Origin of the sequence: Neoroseomonas rubea, from assembly GCF_016106015.1 — a bacterium.
Classification (GTDB): domain Bacteria; phylum Pseudomonadota; class Alphaproteobacteria; order Acetobacterales; family Acetobacteraceae; genus Neoroseomonas; species Neoroseomonas rubea.
In genome coordinates, this window is the sequence record NZ_JACADQ010000076.1 from 1 (window position 1) to 15,171 (window position 15,171).

Consider the following 15,171-nt stretch of genomic DNA (forward strand, 5'->3'; position numbering starts at 1 on the left):
GCGGCCCGCAAGCCCGCCGCAACCCGCCTCCGTCCCGGCGCCCGCCCCTGCCCTGCCGGACATCGGCACCGCGCCGCCGCCCCCACCACCGGCGGAACTCCTCGCCCCGGGCGCAGCCCCGCCGCCGCCGCCGAGCCCCGACCTGATGGCGCCCCGCACCCGCTGAACGCGGCGATACACAGGGGCCGGGCCTTGTTCTATAGGTCGCGCCCCTTCACCACGGATCGTCGCCATGACCGAGGATTTTCACCGCATCCGGCGCCTGCCGCCCTACGTGTTCGCCGAGGTGAACGCGGCCAAGGCGAAGGCGCGCGGGGCGGCGGAGGACATCGTTGACCTCGGCATGGGCAATCCGGACAGCCCGACGCCGCCGCACATCGTCGCGAAGCTGATCGAGGCGGTGCAGGACCCGCGCACGCATCGCTACTCCCAGTCGAAGGGCATTCCCGGGCTGCGCCGCGCGCTGGCCGGCTACTACGCCCGCCGCTTCGGCGTGAAGCTGGACCCGGAGACGGAGGTGGTGGCGACGCTCGGGTCGAAGGAAGGCCTCGCCAACCTGGCCCAGGCGATCAGCAGCCCGGGCGACACCATCCTCGTGCCGAACCCGTCCTACCCGATCCACCAGTTCGGCTTCATCATCGCCGGCGCCTCGGTCCGCTCCATTCCCTACACGCCGGACGATTCCATGTTGGCGGCGATCGACCGCGCGGTGCGCCATTCCGTGCCGAAGCCGACGGCGGTGATCGTCAACTTCCCGTCCAACCCGACCGCGCTCGTTGCCCCGATCGAGTTCTACCGAGACCTCGTCGCGCTCTGCCGCAAGCATGAGCTCTTCATCCTCTCCGACCTCGCCTATGCGGAACTGTATTTCGGCGACGTCCCGCCGCCCTCGGTGCTCGAGGTGCCGGGCGCGAAGGACATCACGGTGGAATTCACCTCGATGTCCAAGACCTACAACATGCCGGGCTGGCGGATGGGCTTCGCGGCCGGCAACCCCCGGCTGATCGCCGCGCTCGCGCGGGTGAAGTCGTATCTGGACTACGGCGCCTTCACGCCGATCCAGGTCGCAGCCACCGCCGCGCTGAACGGGCCGCAGGACTGCATCGAGGAGATGCGGGTGCTCTACAAGGATCGCCGCGAGGTGCTCGTGAAGGGCCTTCGCGCGGCGGGCTGGGACGTGCCGGCGCCGGAGGCATCCATGTTCCTCTGGGCACCGATCCCGGAACGCTTCCGCCACCTCGGCTCGGTCGGCTTCTCGAAGCTGCTGCTTGAGAAGGCGAAGGTCGCGGTCGCCCCTGGCCTCGGTTTCGGGGAACATGGCGACGAGCATGTCCGCATCGCCCTCGTCGAGAACAACCACCGCATCCGCCAGGCGCTTCGCGGCATCAAGACCTTCCTCGCGGGGGACAATGCCGCGCCGGTGGAAGAGAAGCAGGAAGCCCTGAACGCATGAGCCGTCCCATCTCCGTCGCGGTCGCCGGGCTTGGCACCGTCGGCGCCGGCGTCGTCAACCTTCTGCGCGCGAATGCCGAGATCATCGCCGCGCGCGCCGGCCGGCCGATCGCGGTGACCGCCGTCTCCGCCCGCGACCGCACGCGCGACCGCGGCGTGCCGCTGTCCGGCCTGCGCTGGTACGATGACGCCGTCGCGCTCGCCGCCGACCCGCAGGTGGAAGTCGTGGTCGAGTGCATCGGCGGCTCCGATGGCACGGCCAAGGCGCTGGTCGAAGCCGCGATCGCCGCGGGCAAGCATGTCGTCACCGCCAACAAGGCGCTTCTCGCCGTCCATGGCGCGGGCCTGGCTGAAGCGGCCGAGGCGAAGGGCATCGCGCTCGCCTTCGAGGCCGCGGTCGCCGGCGGCATCCCGGCGATCAAGGCGGTGCGCGAAGGGCTTGCGGCGAACCGCATCGCGCGCGTCGCCGGCATCCTGAACGGCACCTGCAACTACATCCTCACCACGATGCGCGAGCAGAAGCGCGAATTCGCCGAAGTGCTCGCCGAGGCGCAGAAGCTCGGCTACGCCGAGGCCGACCCGTCCTTCGACATCGATGGCATCGACGCGGCGCACAAGCTTGCGATCCTCGCCGCACTGGCCTTCGGCCGGCCGGTCGACTTCGGCACCGTGCATGTGGAAGGGATTCGGGAAGTCAGCGCGCTCGACATCGCGCTGGCCGAGGAGCTGGGCTACCGCATCAAGCTGCTCGGCATCGCCAGGCGGGAGGATGGCGGCATCTCGACCCGTGTCCATCCCTGCATGGTCCCGGTCTCCGCCCCCATCGCGCGCGTCGACGGCGTGTTCAACGCGGTGGTGGCCGAAGGCGACTTCGTGGGCCGCGTGATGATGGAAGGCCGCGGCGCGGGGGCGGGGCCGACCGCCTCTGCCGTGGTCGCGGACCTGATCGACATCGCGCGCGGGCGCTTCACCCCGGTCTGGGGCGCGGCGACATCGGCGCTGAAGCCCGAGCCCTCTCTGCCGATGGAGCGCCACACCGGCGCCTACTACCTGCGCCTGATGGTCGTGGACCGGCCCGGCGTGATCGCGGATGTGACGGGCGTGCTGCGCGACCATGCGATCAGCCTCGAATCCATGCTCCAGCGCGGCCGCGCGCCCGGCGAAGCCGTGCCGGTGGTGCTGACGACGCATGAGACGAGCGAGGCGGCCGTGCGCGCCGCGCTCGCGCGCATCGCCGCGCTCGATGCCGTGGTGGAGAAGCCCGCACTGATCCGCATCGAGGCGCTGTAGACCTGCGCCCCGCCGCGCTGCTGGCGGGGCTGCTGCCCGCGGCGCCCGCCACGGCGCGGCAGGCCACGGTCGGGACCTGGGCCGGCACCCATGCCTGCGGTCAGGGGCAGACGGCGGTTGTGCCCGGCACCCGGCGCGGGACGTCAGCCCGCTGCCGCCGCGCTTGCATATCGGTTCTACGGCGGACACCCCCTCGGTGCCGAGCGGCTGCTTCACGATGGAGAGCGGCGACCGGGTCGAAGGCCGCCATCCTGCCGAGCGGGACGCCATCCACGGCGAGGTCCGTGGGACGCGCCGCGGCGGCGTAGCGTTGCGCCGCGCCGTACCCTTGGCCCTGGACGAGGCAGCCTGCCGGGCCGGCGCCCCTCCCCTCCGCTGACGCCGGCCGCATTTCCGGCTATGCCCTTCGAAAGGGCAGGCCGGCCTGCCCGCGACAATTCGATTCGGAGGAAGGCTTCATGGCGGCTCCTGCCCACGAACCCGGCGCGGTCGTCGATCGCAACCTGGCCCTGGAACTGGTGCGGGTCACGGAAGCGGCGGCGCTCGCCGCCTCCCGCTGGATCGGCCGCGGCGACAAGAACGCGGCCGACGGCGCCGCGGTCGAAGCCATGCGGCGCGCCTTCGACACCGTCGCCATCACCGGCACCGTCGTGATCGGCGAAGGCGAGATGGACGAGGCGCCGATGCTCTACATCGGCGAGAAGGTCGGCCTCTACGCCCGCACCGGCGGCGGCCCCGAGGTCGACATCGCGGTCGACCCGCTGGAAGGCACCTCCATCACGGCCAAGGGCGGCCCCAACGCGATCGCGACCGTCGCCCTGGCCGAGAAGGGCGGCTTCCTGCACGCCCCCGACATCTACATGGACAAGATAGCGATCGGCCCCGGCCTGCCGGACGACGTGGTCAGCCTGGATGCGAGCCCGGAGCAGAACCTGCGCGAACTGGCCAAGGCCAAGAAGGTCGATGTCAGCGACCTGATGGTCTGCACGCTCGACCGCGACCGGCACAAGGACCTGATCAAGGCCTGCCGCGCGGCCGGTGCGCGCATCACGCTGATCGGCGATGGCGACGTCGCGGGCGTGATCAATGTCAGCCAGCCGGAGGCCGGCATCGACATCTACATGGGGTCCGGCGGCGCGCCGGAAGGCGTGCTGGCCGCGGCCGCGCTGCGCTGCATCGGCGGCCAGATGTACGGCCGCCTGATGTTCGAGACCGAGGAGCAGATCGCCCGCGCGCGGAGCATGGGGATCGCCGATCCCAACCGCATCTACGGCGTCGGCGAAATGGCCCGCGGCGACGTCATGTTCGCCGCCACCGGCGTGACGACCGGCGCGATGCTGCGCGGCGTTCGCCGCTTCTCCGGCGGCGCCTACACCCATTCGATCGTCATGCGGTCCAAGTCCGGCACGGTGCGCTACGTCGAGGGGCACCACAACTTCGCGCGCAAGCCCTCCGCCTTCTTGGCCTGACACAGGCATGGACGGGACTGCGGACTCCGCGCCGGTCCTTGGCGTCGCGCGCAGCGTGACCGGCCGGCGCTGGGTTTGGCGCCCGGCGGATGCGCGCACCGGCCTCGGCATCGCCCAGCGTCTCGGCCTGCCGGAGATGGTCGGCCGGCTGCTTGCCGCGCGCGGCATCGGGATCGAGGCGGCGACCGGCTTCCTCGAGCCGACGCTGCGCGCGATGATGCCCGACCCTTCCGCGCTGATGGACATGGAGGCGGCGGCCGACCGCCTGGCCGCCGCCGTGCGCAGCGGTGAGCATGTCGCGGTCTTCGGCGACTACGACGTGGACGGCGCCTGCGCCGGCGCGCTGATTTCCCGCCTGCTGCGCGACCTTGGCTGCGAGGTCACGCCCTATGTCCCCGACCGGCTGAAGGAAGGCTACGGGCCGAACGCCCCGGCGATCGCGGGGCTTTGCGATCGTGGCGCGACGCTGATCGTCTGCGTCGATTGCGGCATCGCGGCCGCCGACGCGCTGGCGGCCGCGGAAGGGCGTGCCGACGTCGTCGTGCTCGATCATCACAAGGCGGAAGGCCCCGCGCCGCGTATCCTCGCCGCGGTCAATCCGAACCGTCTCGACTGCACGTCGGGCCTGCACCATGTCTGCGCCGCGGCTGTCGCCTTCCTTGCCGGCGCGGCAACGGTGCGCACGCTGCGCCGCGCCGGGTGGTTCGCGCGCAGGGCGGAACCGGACATGCTCGCCCTGCTCGACCTGGTCGCGCTGGCGACGGTCTGCGACGTCATGCCGCTGGTCGGATTCAACCGCGCGCTGGTGGCGCAGGGACTGAAGGTGATGGCACGGCGCGGCCGTCCCGGCATCGCCGCACTGCTCGACGTGACCGGTGCGCGGGACGCGCCGACGGTGCATACGCTGGGCTTCCTGCTCGGACCGCGCATCAACGCCTCCGGCCGGATCGCCGAGCCCGACCTCGGGCTGCGGCTGCTGCTCTGCGAAGACCCGGTCGAGGCGCGCGCCATCGCCGAGAAGCTCGACGCGGTGAACCGCCGGCGGCAGGAGGTGGAGGGCGAGGTGCTCGGCGCCGCACACGCCATGGCCGAGGCGCAGGCCGATGCCGGCCGCGCGGTGCTGCTGCTGGTCGGCGAAGGGTGGCACCCCGGCGTCGTCGGCATCGTCGCGGGGCGGATGAAGGAGCGCTTCAACCGGCCGGCCTGCGTGGCGGGGCTGGCGGACGGGCTGGCGAAGGGCTCCGGGCGGTCGGTGCCGGGCGTGGACCTCGGCGCGGCGGTGATCGCGGCGCGGCAGGCCGGGCTGCTCGAGACGGGCGGCGGGCACGCGATGGCCGCCGGATTCTCCTTTCGCGCCGGGCGGGAGGCGGAGCTGCACGCCTTCCTCGAGGACAGGCTGCGCCATGCCGCGCTGCTGCCCACCGCGGCGGACCTGCTCGTGGAAGGTGCCATCAATGTCGTCGCGGCACAGACCGACCTCGCGCAGGAGGTAGCGAGGCTCGCGCCCTTCGGGCCGGGCAATGAGGAGCCGATTCTCGCCATCCAGCGCGCCCGCGTCGTCAAGGCCGACCGCGTGGGCAAGGAAGGGGCGACGATCCGCGCCATCGTCGAGGGCGAGGATGGCGGGCGGCTCAAGACGATATGCTTCCGGGCGAAGGACGGGCCCCTGGCGCAGGCGCTCCTGGCGCAGGACCGCGTTCCGCTGCACCTCTGCGGCCATCTGCGGGCGGAACAGTGGAACGGCCAGGTCACGCCGTCGCTGCAGGTGGTGGACGCGGCGCCGGCGTGACGATGCCGGCGCCTATTGACCCGCCGCGCCGCGGGCAGTAACCCGGCGCCCGGCCACGTCCCGTTCGTCTAGAGGCCTAGGACACCAGCCTTTCACGTTGGCAGCACGGGTTCGAATCCCGTACGGGACGCCACTCCCTACGAAGCCGAGAACTGTTCCCCTGCAGCAAGGCAGGGTCGCTGGCCATGATCGCGCACCAGCTCGGCCTTTGAACCGTCGATCATGACCTGTTCGCCCTCGGCCTCCACCTGTCCGACGAACATGCGGAGCCGGCTTGCCCGCGGCCGGCATCACCCTCGTCCAGGGGCCGATCGCCACCTTCGCCGCGAAACGCCCTCGCCCCAATGCACGGAGTTTCCGCACCATGCCGCTGCGACCCGACTGCGCCGATTCTTGAGCCACCCTTTGCCCGGGCGCCGGGCTGGCTCGAAAAGTTGCTCGAACGAGCCCGCGCCGGCTCGTATGCGGGCGACCCGTCCTGTCGTCATGCCGTCCGTCGTGCTTCGAGGCGCCGGCAGGCTAGGGCACGGCAGCAATCCCCACCGCCCAAGACACCGCGGGACGAGCGAAGACAGCAAGAGCTGCTGCGCCGGTACCGAATGCGTCCCGAAGGGGACGGCGCCGAGCACCGGCAGCGCCGAGTGTCCGGCCGCCATGGCCGCGCCCCGCGACAGGCGGACGCGCAAGACACTCGGATGGCGAACGTCCGCCCAGGCCTGCGACGTCGCGCACACGCGTTGCGACGAACGGTTCGGCCCCGGCAGTCGCTCGGACGCTCAGGGCGCGACGAGCACCACGCCCTCGGGGTCGAGCACCAGGCCCACCTCCGCCCCCGGCCGCAGGCGCGCTGCGCCGCGCGGGGCGACGACGAATACCGAGCCGACCTCGGTCTCGAAATGGCATTCGGCATGCGAACCCATGTAGGTCGCGCGCGCGACACGCGCCGGCAGCGCGCCCGGCTCCGCGGCCGAGACGCGCACTGCTTCCGGGCGGATGACGATGTCGACCGGGCCGGCCGGAAGCCCGCGCGCAGGCAGATCGAGGACGAGGCCCCCGAGCGCCACCCGGGCGCGGTCCCCGTCGATCGACTCGATGCGGCCGGGGACGCGGTTCGCCTCCCCCATGAAGGTCGCGACGAACACCGAGTTGGGCTGACTGTAGAGTTCCTCCGGCGTGCCGGCCTGGGCGATCTCGGCATTGCGCATCACGACGATGCGATCGGAGACGGCGAGCGCCTCCGACTGGTCGTGCGTGACATAGACGACGGTGAGGCCGAGCCGCTGCTGCAGCGCGCGGATCTCCTCCCGCATGCTGCGCCGCAGCCTCGCGTCGAGATTCGACAGGGGCTCGTCGAAGAGCAGCACCTCGGGCTCCAGCACCAATGCGCGGGCCACGGCCACGCGCTGCTGCTGGCCGCCCGACATCTCGGAGGGCAGGCGCGAGCCGAAGCCCTTGAGGCCGACCGTCTCGAGCGCCGTCTCGGCCCGGCCATGCGCGTCGCGCTTGCGCATCCCGGAGGAGACGAGCCCGTAGGCGACGTTGTCCAGCACGCTCATGTGCGGGAACAGCGCGTAGGACTGGAACACCATGGAGACGTTGCGCGCGCCCGCCGGCAGCAGCGTCACGTCCCGCCCGCCGATGAACAGCCGCCCATCTGTCGCCTGCTCGAGCCCCGCGATCATGCGCAGCAGCGTCGTCTTGCCGCAGCCCGAAGGGCCGAGCAGCGTGACGAGCGTGCCGCCTTCGATCGTCAGGTCGAGCGGCTTGACCGCCTGCACCGCGCCGTAGCGCTTGCCGATGCCCTGCAGGCGCACCTCGGCGCCGGGCTTCGCGATGGCGTGGCTCATGCGCGGCCTCCGGCCGGTAGGGCGGGCGGGGCGGCCTGGCGGCGGCCGAGCCTGCGCCGGCCCACGAGAAGGTTGATCAGCCCGATCGCCGTCATCATCAGCACGATCAGCACCGCGCAGTAGGCGATGGCGAGGCCGTAGTCGCCGTTGATGACGCGGTTGATGATGAAGACTGTCGCCATCTCGTACTCCGCCGAGACAAGGAAGATGACGGCCGAGACCGTCGTCATGGCGCGCACGAAGGAATAGACCAGCGCGGTCACGATGGCGGGCTTGAGCAGCGGCAGCACCACCGTGCGGATGGCGCGGAAGGTGGAGGCGCGCAGCGTCACCGCGGCCTCGTCCAGCGACTTGTCGAGCTGGCTCATCGCCGCGACGCCCGACCGAACGCCGACCGGCAGGTTGCGGAACACGAAGCAGACCACGAGGATCGTCGCCGTGCCCGTGATTTCCAGCGGTGGGATGTTGTAGGTGAGGATGTAGGCGACGCCGATCACCGTGCCCGGCACGGCGAAGGTCAGCATCAGCGCGAATTCCAGCGCGGTGCGCCCGGCGAAGCGCTGGCGCGTCAGCACCCAGGCGGCCAGAAGGCCGAGCCCGGCGGTGAGCGGCGCCGCGACGGCGGCGAGCTGGATGGTGGTGAACAGCGAGTGCCAGGCGCCGCCGGCGAAGATCAGCGCGCCCGAAGGCGCCCATTCCAGCGCGAAGGCGCGCTGGAAGTGGGAGAGCGTCGGCGTCCAGTCCCGCCCCCAGACGCGCACGAAGGCGCCGGCGAGCGCCATGGTGTAGACGATGATGGTGAGCAGCGCCCAGGGAATGGCGACCGCGAAGGCGACCGCCTTGACGCGCCGCGGCAGGGGCTGCGGCAGGCCGACATCGCCCTTGCCCGTCATCGAGACGTAGGACCGCGTGCCGACCACCGCGCGCTGCACCATGAAGGCGACGAGGGCGACCACCAGCATCACCGCCGCGAGCACAGCCGCGCGGCCGAAATCCTGCTGCGCGCCGACGACCGCGAAGAAGATCTCGGTCGAGAGCACGCCGAAGGAGCCGCCGAGCACGATCGGGTTGCCGAAATCGGCCAGGCTCTCGACGAAGACGACAAGCCAGGCATTGGCGAGCCCCGGCACCATCAGCGGCAGGGTGACCGAGGAGAAGGTCCGCATGCGGGATGCGCGCAGCGTCTGCGAGGCTTCCTCCATCGTCGGCGATATGCCCTCGACCACCCCGATCAGCACGAGGAAGGCGGTGGGCGTGAAGGAGAAGACCTGGGCCAGGAACACCCCGTTGAAGCCGTAGATCCAGCGGCCGAGCTCAAGCCCGAACATCGCCTCGGCCAACTGGTTCACGACGCCGGAGCGGCCGAAGATCAGGATCAGGCCGAGGCCGATGACGAAGGGCGGCGTGATGATCGGCAGCACCGTCAGCAGCCGCAGCCCGCGCCGCAGCGGGAAGCCCGTGCGCGTGACGATCAGCGCGAAGCACAGGCCGAGCAGCGTCGCGGCGCTCGCGGTCGAGGTCGCGAGCAGCAGCGTGTTCCAGAAGACGCCGCAATTCACGTTCGCCGCGACACAGGACAGGCCCCAGATCTTCTGGTCGAACAGCCGATCCGCCAGTGCCGCTGCGGTCGAGAGGTCGCCGCGCGGCGTGAACATCTGCGACAGAACCGTCGTCACCGGCCAGGCGGTGAAGAGGATGATCGAGGCGACGAGGACCCCGACCGCGCCCGAGACGAAGCGGTCGCCGCGGAAGAAGCCGCGCAGCGCGAGCCCGTCGGTCAGCAGCAGCACGAAGCCCGCGAAGGCGAGCGTGCCGCCAAGCCCGACGCCGAACTGCCGGTCGCCCAGTTCCCCGAACATGGCCGTGAGCCAGGGCGTGGACCAGCCCTGCACGCCGATGGCGAGCCCCTGCGAGACAATGGCGGCCAGCCCCAGCCCCGCGCCCGCGAGCAGGAAGCCCGCCCGCCGCGCCGCCGACCCGAAGGGCAGCGCGCCCGGCAACGCCAGCGCCAGCGCGGCGAGCACGGGCCAGAACCAGAAGCGCCCATGCGCGATCGCCTGCCACAGCGCCGAGGCCGCTTCCGGATCCGCCTGGCCCAGGGCCATCAGCCCGCCCAGGGCCACACCATCCTGCTGCATGTGCCAGGGCAGGATCAGCGTGCCCAGCGCCGCGACCGACCATGTGTAGAGGGAGGAGGGTGCCTTCATCGCGGCAGTGCGCCGACCTCGCGGTCCCACCGGGCGAGGAGGCGGCGCCGCTCGGCCGAGGCGCCGAAGCGCGCATTGTCGTAGTCGATGATGCGCGCGGTCGCCATGTTGGGCGCGCCGTCGGTCAGCGGCACGTTGCGGTTCGCCATGGTCTGCAGCTTGCGCGCCTCCCGGCTCGCGGCGAGCTGCGCCTCGGCCGACAGCGCCCAGTCATAGAAGCGGCGCGCATTCTCGATGTTGCGGGCGCCGCGGATGATCGACATGGAGCCGATCTCGTAGCCCGTGCCCTCGCAGGGCACGGCGTGGCCGACGGGGAAGCCCGCCGCCGCTTCCTCGGCCGCGTTGTGGACGAAGGAGATGGACAGCGCCGTCTCCCCCCGCGCAACCGCCGTGATGGGCGCGGTGCCACTGCGCGGATAGGCGTTGATGCTGCCGTGCAGGCGCTTCAGGTAGTCGAAGGCAGGTTCCTCCCCCATCATCTGCACGAGCGTCGCGATGACGATGTAGGCGGTGCCCGAGGAATTCGGGTTCGCCATCTGGAGTTCACCGCGATAGGCGGGGTTCAGCAGGTCCGCCCAGCAGCGCGGCGCGGGCAGGTTGCGCCGGGCGATCAGTTCCGTGTTGAAGCCGAAGCCGAGAACCGAAGCATAGACGCCAACCGTGCGCCCCTGCGTCTGGCGCCACTGCGCTTGCGCCCAGTCGTGCAGTTCGGCGATGCGCGGGCTTTCATGGGGCTGGGTCAACCCTTCCTCCCCCGCCGCGACATGCGGGTCCCCCGTGCCGCCCCACCAGACGTCGCCGCGCGGGTTGCGCGCCTCGGCGCGGAGTTGCGCCAGCATCTCCCCGGTCGACTTCTGGCTGAGCGTGACGCGGATGCCGGTCTCCCGCTCGAAGCCGCGGGCGATCGGCGTGCACCACTCGATCGTCGCCGAGCAATAGAGGTTGAGCTGACCCTGCGCGGCGGCGGGAAGCGGGGCCGCGGCGGCCAGGACGGCGGCGAGGATCATCCGGCGCATCGGCATGCCCTCAGCGCGGCAGGGAACCGATCTCGCGGTCCCAGCGCGAGAGGATGCGCCGGCGCACCTCGGGGTTCCCATAGGTCGCGAAGTCGTAGTCGATCAGCCGGATGGTCGAGAGGTCCGGGATGCGCGGATGCGGCGCCGCGCCCGGATGCGCCGGCACGTGGAACTGGTTCACACGCGGGCCGATGTCCATCGCCGCCGGCGTCAGGTACCAGTCGTAGAAGCGCCGGGCCTGCGCCATGTTGCGCGCGCCGCGGATGATCGACATGCAGGCGACCTCGTAGGAGGTGCCCTCGGTCGGGTAGACCATCTCGATCGGGAAGCCGGCATTCGCCATGGAGGCGGTCTCCATGTTGAAGCTCGCGGCGAGCGCCGTCTCCCCGCGCGCCACCGCCTGCATCGGCGCGGCGCCGGAGCGGGTATAGGCGTTCACGTTGAGATGCAGCCGCCGGAGATAGGCGAAGGCGCGGTCCTCGTCCCACAGCTGCACCAGCCCCGCGATGATGGTGTAGGCGGTGCCGGAGGAATTCGGGTTGGGCAGCTGCACCTCCCCGCGATAGGCGGGTCCGGCCAGTTCCTCCCAGCTGCGCGGGATGGCGAGGTTGCGCCGCGCCATCACCTCGGTGTTGTAGGCGATGCCGATCGCGCCGGAGGAGACGCCGACGCAGCGCCCGCCGGAGGCTTCGTGCGCGCGCCGCGCCCAGGGCTGCAGCTGCGCCATGTTGGGCGAGGTGTGTTGCTGCAGCAGGTCGCCCGCCGAGATGTGCGTCTCGGCCGAGGCGCCGAACCAGATGTCGGTGCGCGGGTTCTGCGCCTCGGCGCGGATCTGCGCCAGGATCTCGCCGGCCGACTTGCGCGCCATGGCAACGCGGATGCCGGTGTCGCGCTGGAAGCCCGCCGCGATCGCCTCGCACCAGTCGGCCGCCGGGGCGCAGAGCATGTTGAGCGTGCCCTGCGCCGCGGCCGGCGCGGCGAGGGAGACGGCGAGCGCGCCGGCGACGGCGATGCGGCGAAGGATCATGGCGGGCGTCCTTGGAGGGGGGCTTGGTCAGCGCGGCAGGGCGCCGACCTCGCGGTCCCAGCGTTCGATCAGGCGGCGGCGCTCCGCAGCGCGGCCATAGCGGGCGAAGTCGTATTCGATGAGGCGGATCGCCGAGAGATCCGGCGCGTTGGGCGGCAGCGGCGCGCTGCGGTTGGACGGCTGCTGCAGCTGCCCGCCGGCCTCGAAGCCCAGCCGCTGCGCGGGCGCGGTCAGCGCCCAGTCGTAGAAGCGCCGCGCCTGCGTCAGGTTGCGCGCGCCGCGCAGGATGGACATGGAGCCGATCTCGTAGCCCGTCCCCTCGCAGGGCGTGGCGTAGGAGACGGGGAAGCCCGCATTGCGTTCCGTCACCGCGTCATGGACGAAGGAGAGGGACACGCCCGTCTCCCCGCGCGCCACCGCCTTGATCGGCGCAGTGCCGGACCGCGTGTAGGAATTCACGTTCGGATGCATCTGGCGCATGAAGGCGAAGGCCGGGTCCTCGCCCATCAGCTGCACCAGCGTCGCGATGATGACATAGGCGGTGCCCGACGAATTCGGGTTCGCCATCTGGATCTCGCCGCGGAAGCGCGCCTGCGTCAGGTCCGCCCAGCAGCGCGGCGGCTCGATGCCCTTGCGGGCCAGAAGCTCGGTGTTGAAGCCGAAGCCCACCGCGCCGGCATAGACACCGATGGCGCGCTGGTTCGACTGCCGCCACTGCGTCAGCGCCCAGGCATGCAGCTCGCCGTTGTTGGCGCTTTCGTAGGCTTGGCTGAGGTTCTCCTCGGCTGCGGCGAGGTGCGGGTCCCCCGTGCCGCCGAACCACACATCGGCGCGCGGGTTCTGGCTCTCGGCGCGGATGGCGGCGAGCGTCTCCCCCGAACCCCGTTGCGTCATGTTGACGCGGATGCCGCTGTCGCGCTGGAAGTTGGTCGCGATGGCCTGGCACCATTCGACCTGGACGGAGCAATAGAGGTTCAGCGTGCCCTGGGCCGCGGCCTCGGGCGCGGCAAAGCCGGCCATGGCGCCGGCCAGCGTGGCGGCGGCGATCTTGGTGCGCATGCGCATACGTTTGGTTTCCTGTCTCCCTGCGGCGCGCGCCAGCGCGGCCTGCCTTTGAATTGCAACAAAACTGTCATCTTTAGGAGTTGGCGACAAGCAGGAGGGGATGCGGTTGCGATCTCCGACTGCGTCGCGCCACGGTCTTTGTCCGCGCCACCTCATTGCTGCCGCCTGGCCACGTCATGTGCGGACCACGGCGACACGATCAGGGCGGATGGGAACCGACGGCATCTCGGCTCTCGCGAAGCCTGAACTGCGGCGAGGCGCGCTGCGCCTTCAGGCCTCGGTCCTTCCGTGCAGGCGCCGCATCAGGTCGGCATCCCGGTCGTAGAAGTCCGCCCGGAACTGGATCGTGCCGTCATCGTCCAGGAAAGCGGTGTGGTAGGTCACGAAGACGGGGACCGGCCGCGGCAGGCGCGTGTGGACCGTGCCGCCCTCGGCGATCTTCCGGTCGATCACCTCGATCGGCTGCCGCATCAACAGCGCGGCCAGTTCGCGCGGATTCTCGACGCGGATGCACCCTCGGCTCATCTGCCGATTGCCCCGGCTGAAGATGAAGCGATCCGGCGTATCGTGCAGGTACACATCGAAGCGGTTCGGCATGTCGAACAAGACGTAGCCGAGCCCCGCGGTCGGCCCTGGCATCTGCTCGACCTCGCCATTGGCGCGCATGACCATGTTGTTGCGCGCGAGGTAGTCGGGCTCCCGGGCGATCCGCGGCAGGATCTCCGCCTCGACGATGTCGCGCGGCACCACCCAGGGCGGATTGAAGAAGCCTGCCTCGATAAGGGCGTCGAATTCGGGGCTCTGGTTGCGTTCGGCGACATCGCCGACGACGACCCGGGTCGTGAAGACGGGCCGCCCGTCGCGATAGAACACCAGGCGCTGGTTGGGGATGTTCACCCAGACCCGGTCCGGCGGCAGCCGGCGCGGCAGCCAGCGTTCCCGCTCCATGTTGACCTTCAGGCTGCGCAGGCGCGCCTCGGCCTCCGCTGCTGCCGCTGCCGCTGCCGTCCTCGCGCGTGCCGTCGTGGGCGCCGGGCCGGGCCGGCGCGGTGCCAGCATCATCGCCCGCAGCGCGAGATATGTCGGCGTCTGCGGCGACAGCGCCTCGATCTCCTCCGCCGGATCCTCGCGCAGGAGAGCCCGGTCCAGCACGTCGACCACGTCAACCGGGCGCGGTGCCAGCGCCTCGAATCCCTTCCGTCGTTCGGCGGGCACGGCGCCGTGCGCCAGCGCCGCGGCGTAGGAGAGGACCGCGTTGGTGAGGAGGAGTTCCTGCCGCAGCGGCGGCAAGGTTTCCTTCCGCTGCAGCAGCCCGGCGTGGAACATGTCCGGGTCCAGCCCATGGTCGGCGGCGCGCAGGACCGTGCCCGTCAGGGCGTCCGCCTGCGCCTCCAGGCCCGGCCAGACCGGTCGGTAGCCTCGCCGTTCGTAGAACCGCCGGAGCAGGTCGGCATCCAGCGGCTGGCCGCCGACGTGCAACTCATTCGGTCCGGCGAACAGTCCGGCGAGTTCGCCATCCGACCTCGGCACCGCGCTGACGGGGTTCGGCCGAGGCTCCGAGCGTCCGCCGCATGCGCCTAGGCCCAGGGCGGAGCCAACCGCCGCAGCCCCGCCAGCGAGCGCCCGGCGTCGCGACAGCTTAGGCGGGCTGGACGTCAAGATTCGCGGCTCGCCTGGTTCCATTCCACACTCCGGCGCGCGCGACACGTTCCTCTCCTCGACCTCCGCCATGTTTGAAGGCGGCCCGTTTGACAATGGTATGAGGATTGCCGTTGTATTCTCCAGTGTCCATGAGCCAATCGATGGAGATGAGCGAGATGCGTGCTGGTAAAAAGATGACCGTCCGGTCGGGGCTTCTGCGGCACACCGCGCTGCTCGTCATTCTCGCGCCGCTGCTGCTGCTCGCGGCTTGCGCGCCCGAGCCGCCGCCGCCGCCGGCGCCCGCACAGGTGAGCCCGCCGCCGGCGCGCGTTCCCCCGGCTCGCGGCGTTCCGGCAATTGGCGAAGTT

At 71.2% G+C, this 15,171-nt stretch carries 10 protein-coding genes, 1 tRNA gene and 1 pseudogene; 6 read left to right on the forward strand and 6 right to left on the reverse strand.

Translation table 11 applies throughout. The features are described from left to right. The first annotated feature begins 232 nt into the window (after positions 1-232). The 5 genes from HW577_RS10195 (at position 233) to HW577_RS10215 (ending at position 6,133) form a co-directional block, all read left to right on the forward strand. A complete protein-coding gene (locus HW577_RS10195; protein ID WP_198376033.1) occupies positions 233-1,453 on the forward strand; it encodes an LL-diaminopimelate aminotransferase in 1,221 nt (406 codons plus the stop codon). Further along, entirely contained in the window at positions 1,450-2,742 is a 1,293-nt protein-coding gene (locus HW577_RS10200; protein ID WP_198376034.1) for a homoserine dehydrogenase, read from the forward strand. Before HW577_RS10195 ends, HW577_RS10200 begins: the two co-directional genes overlap by 4 nt. Positions 2,743-3,200: 458 nt before the next feature. Further along, a complete protein-coding gene (gene glpX / locus HW577_RS10205; RefSeq protein ID WP_198376035.1) occupies positions 3,201-4,211 on the forward strand; it encodes a class II fructose-bisphosphatase in 1,011 nt (336 codons plus the stop codon). A 7-nt stretch (positions 4,212-4,218) separates the two neighbouring features. Continuing rightward, complete coding sequence (recJ, locus tag HW577_RS10210) at positions 4,219-6,000, forward strand: single-stranded-DNA-specific exonuclease RecJ (protein WP_198376036.1); 1,782 nt, start codon at positions 4,219-4,221, stop codon at positions 5,998-6,000. A 57-nt stretch (positions 6,001-6,057) separates the two neighbouring features. Then, a tRNA-Glu gene (locus HW577_RS10215) sits at positions 6,058-6,133 on the forward strand. Positions 6,134-6,776: 643 nt separating this feature from the next. On the opposite strand, the gene HW577_RS10220 is transcribed toward HW577_RS10215, so the two are convergent. The 6 genes from HW577_RS10220 to HW577_RS10245 form a co-directional block, all read right to left on the reverse strand. Beyond that, complete coding sequence (locus HW577_RS10220) at positions 6,777-7,847, reverse strand: ABC transporter ATP-binding protein (RefSeq protein WP_198376037.1); 1,071 nt, start codon at positions 7,845-7,847, stop codon at positions 6,777-6,779. Beyond that, the gene (locus HW577_RS10225; RefSeq protein ID WP_198376038.1) at positions 7,844-10,054 is read right to left on the reverse strand and encodes an ABC transporter permease; all 2,211 of its coding nucleotides are present in this window, start codon (positions 10,052-10,054) and stop codon (positions 7,844-7,846) included. Before HW577_RS10225 ends, HW577_RS10220 begins: the two co-directional genes overlap by 4 nt. After that, complete coding sequence (locus tag HW577_RS10230) at positions 10,051-11,070, reverse strand: ABC transporter substrate-binding protein (RefSeq protein WP_198376039.1); 1,020 nt, start codon at positions 11,068-11,070, stop codon at positions 10,051-10,053. Before HW577_RS10230 ends, HW577_RS10225 begins: the two co-directional genes overlap by 4 nt. Positions 11,071-11,080: 10 nt before the next feature. Further along, positions 11,081-12,097 carry an ABC transporter substrate-binding protein gene (locus HW577_RS10235; RefSeq protein WP_198376040.1) on the reverse strand — a complete coding sequence of 339 codons (1,017 nt, stop codon included), beginning with the start codon at positions 12,095-12,097 and terminating at the stop codon, positions 11,081-11,083. A 27-nt stretch (positions 12,098-12,124) separates the two neighbouring features. Continuing rightward, on the reverse strand, positions 12,125-13,156 hold the full coding sequence (locus tag HW577_RS10240) for an ABC transporter substrate-binding protein (protein WP_232474829.1): 1,032 nt from the start codon (positions 13,154-13,156) through the stop codon (positions 12,125-12,127). 276 nt (positions 13,157-13,432) lie between these two features. After that, a complete protein-coding gene (locus HW577_RS10245) occupies positions 13,433-14,692 on the reverse strand; it encodes a L,D-transpeptidase scaffold domain-containing protein (RefSeq protein WP_198376042.1) in 1,260 nt (419 codons plus the stop codon). Between the two features lie 272 nt (positions 14,693-14,964). On the opposite strand from HW577_RS10245, the pseudogene HW577_RS10250 reads away from it, so the two are divergent. Further along, positions 14,965-15,171, forward strand: a pseudogene (locus tag HW577_RS10250) (hypothetical protein); the annotation flags it as partial.

Excerpts from the sequence above, each read along its gene's own strand:
- HW577_RS10225 (WP_198376038.1), bottom strand. The coding sequence starts at position 10,054 with ATGAAGGCACCCTCCTCCCTCTACACATGGTCGGTCGCGGCGCTGGGC.
- recJ (WP_198376036.1), top strand. The coding sequence starts at position 4,219 with ATGGACGGGACTGCGGACTCCGCGCCGGTCCTTGGCGTCGCGCGCAGC.
- HW577_RS10200 (WP_198376034.1), top strand. The coding sequence starts at position 1,450 with ATGAGCCGTCCCATCTCCGTCGCGGTCGCCGGGCTTGGCACCGTCGGC.
- HW577_RS10230 (WP_198376039.1), bottom strand. The coding sequence starts at position 11,070 with ATGCGCCGGATGATCCTCGCCGCCGTCCTGGCCGCCGCGGCCCCGCTT.
- glpX (WP_198376035.1), top strand. The coding sequence starts at position 3,201 with ATGGCGGCTCCTGCCCACGAACCCGGCGCGGTCGTCGATCGCAACCTG.
- HW577_RS10195 (WP_198376033.1), top strand. The coding sequence starts at position 233 with ATGACCGAGGATTTTCACCGCATCCGGCGCCTGCCGCCCTACGTGTTC.
- HW577_RS10235 (WP_198376040.1), bottom strand. The coding sequence starts at position 12,097 with ATGATCCTTCGCCGCATCGCCGTCGCCGGCGCGCTCGCCGTCTCCCTC.
- HW577_RS10220 (WP_198376037.1), bottom strand. The coding sequence starts at position 7,847 with ATGAGCCACGCCATCGCGAAGCCCGGCGCCGAGGTGCGCCTGCAGGGC.
- HW577_RS10240 (WP_232474829.1), bottom strand. The coding sequence starts at position 13,156 with ATGCGCACCAAGATCGCCGCCGCCACGCTGGCCGGCGCCATGGCCGGC.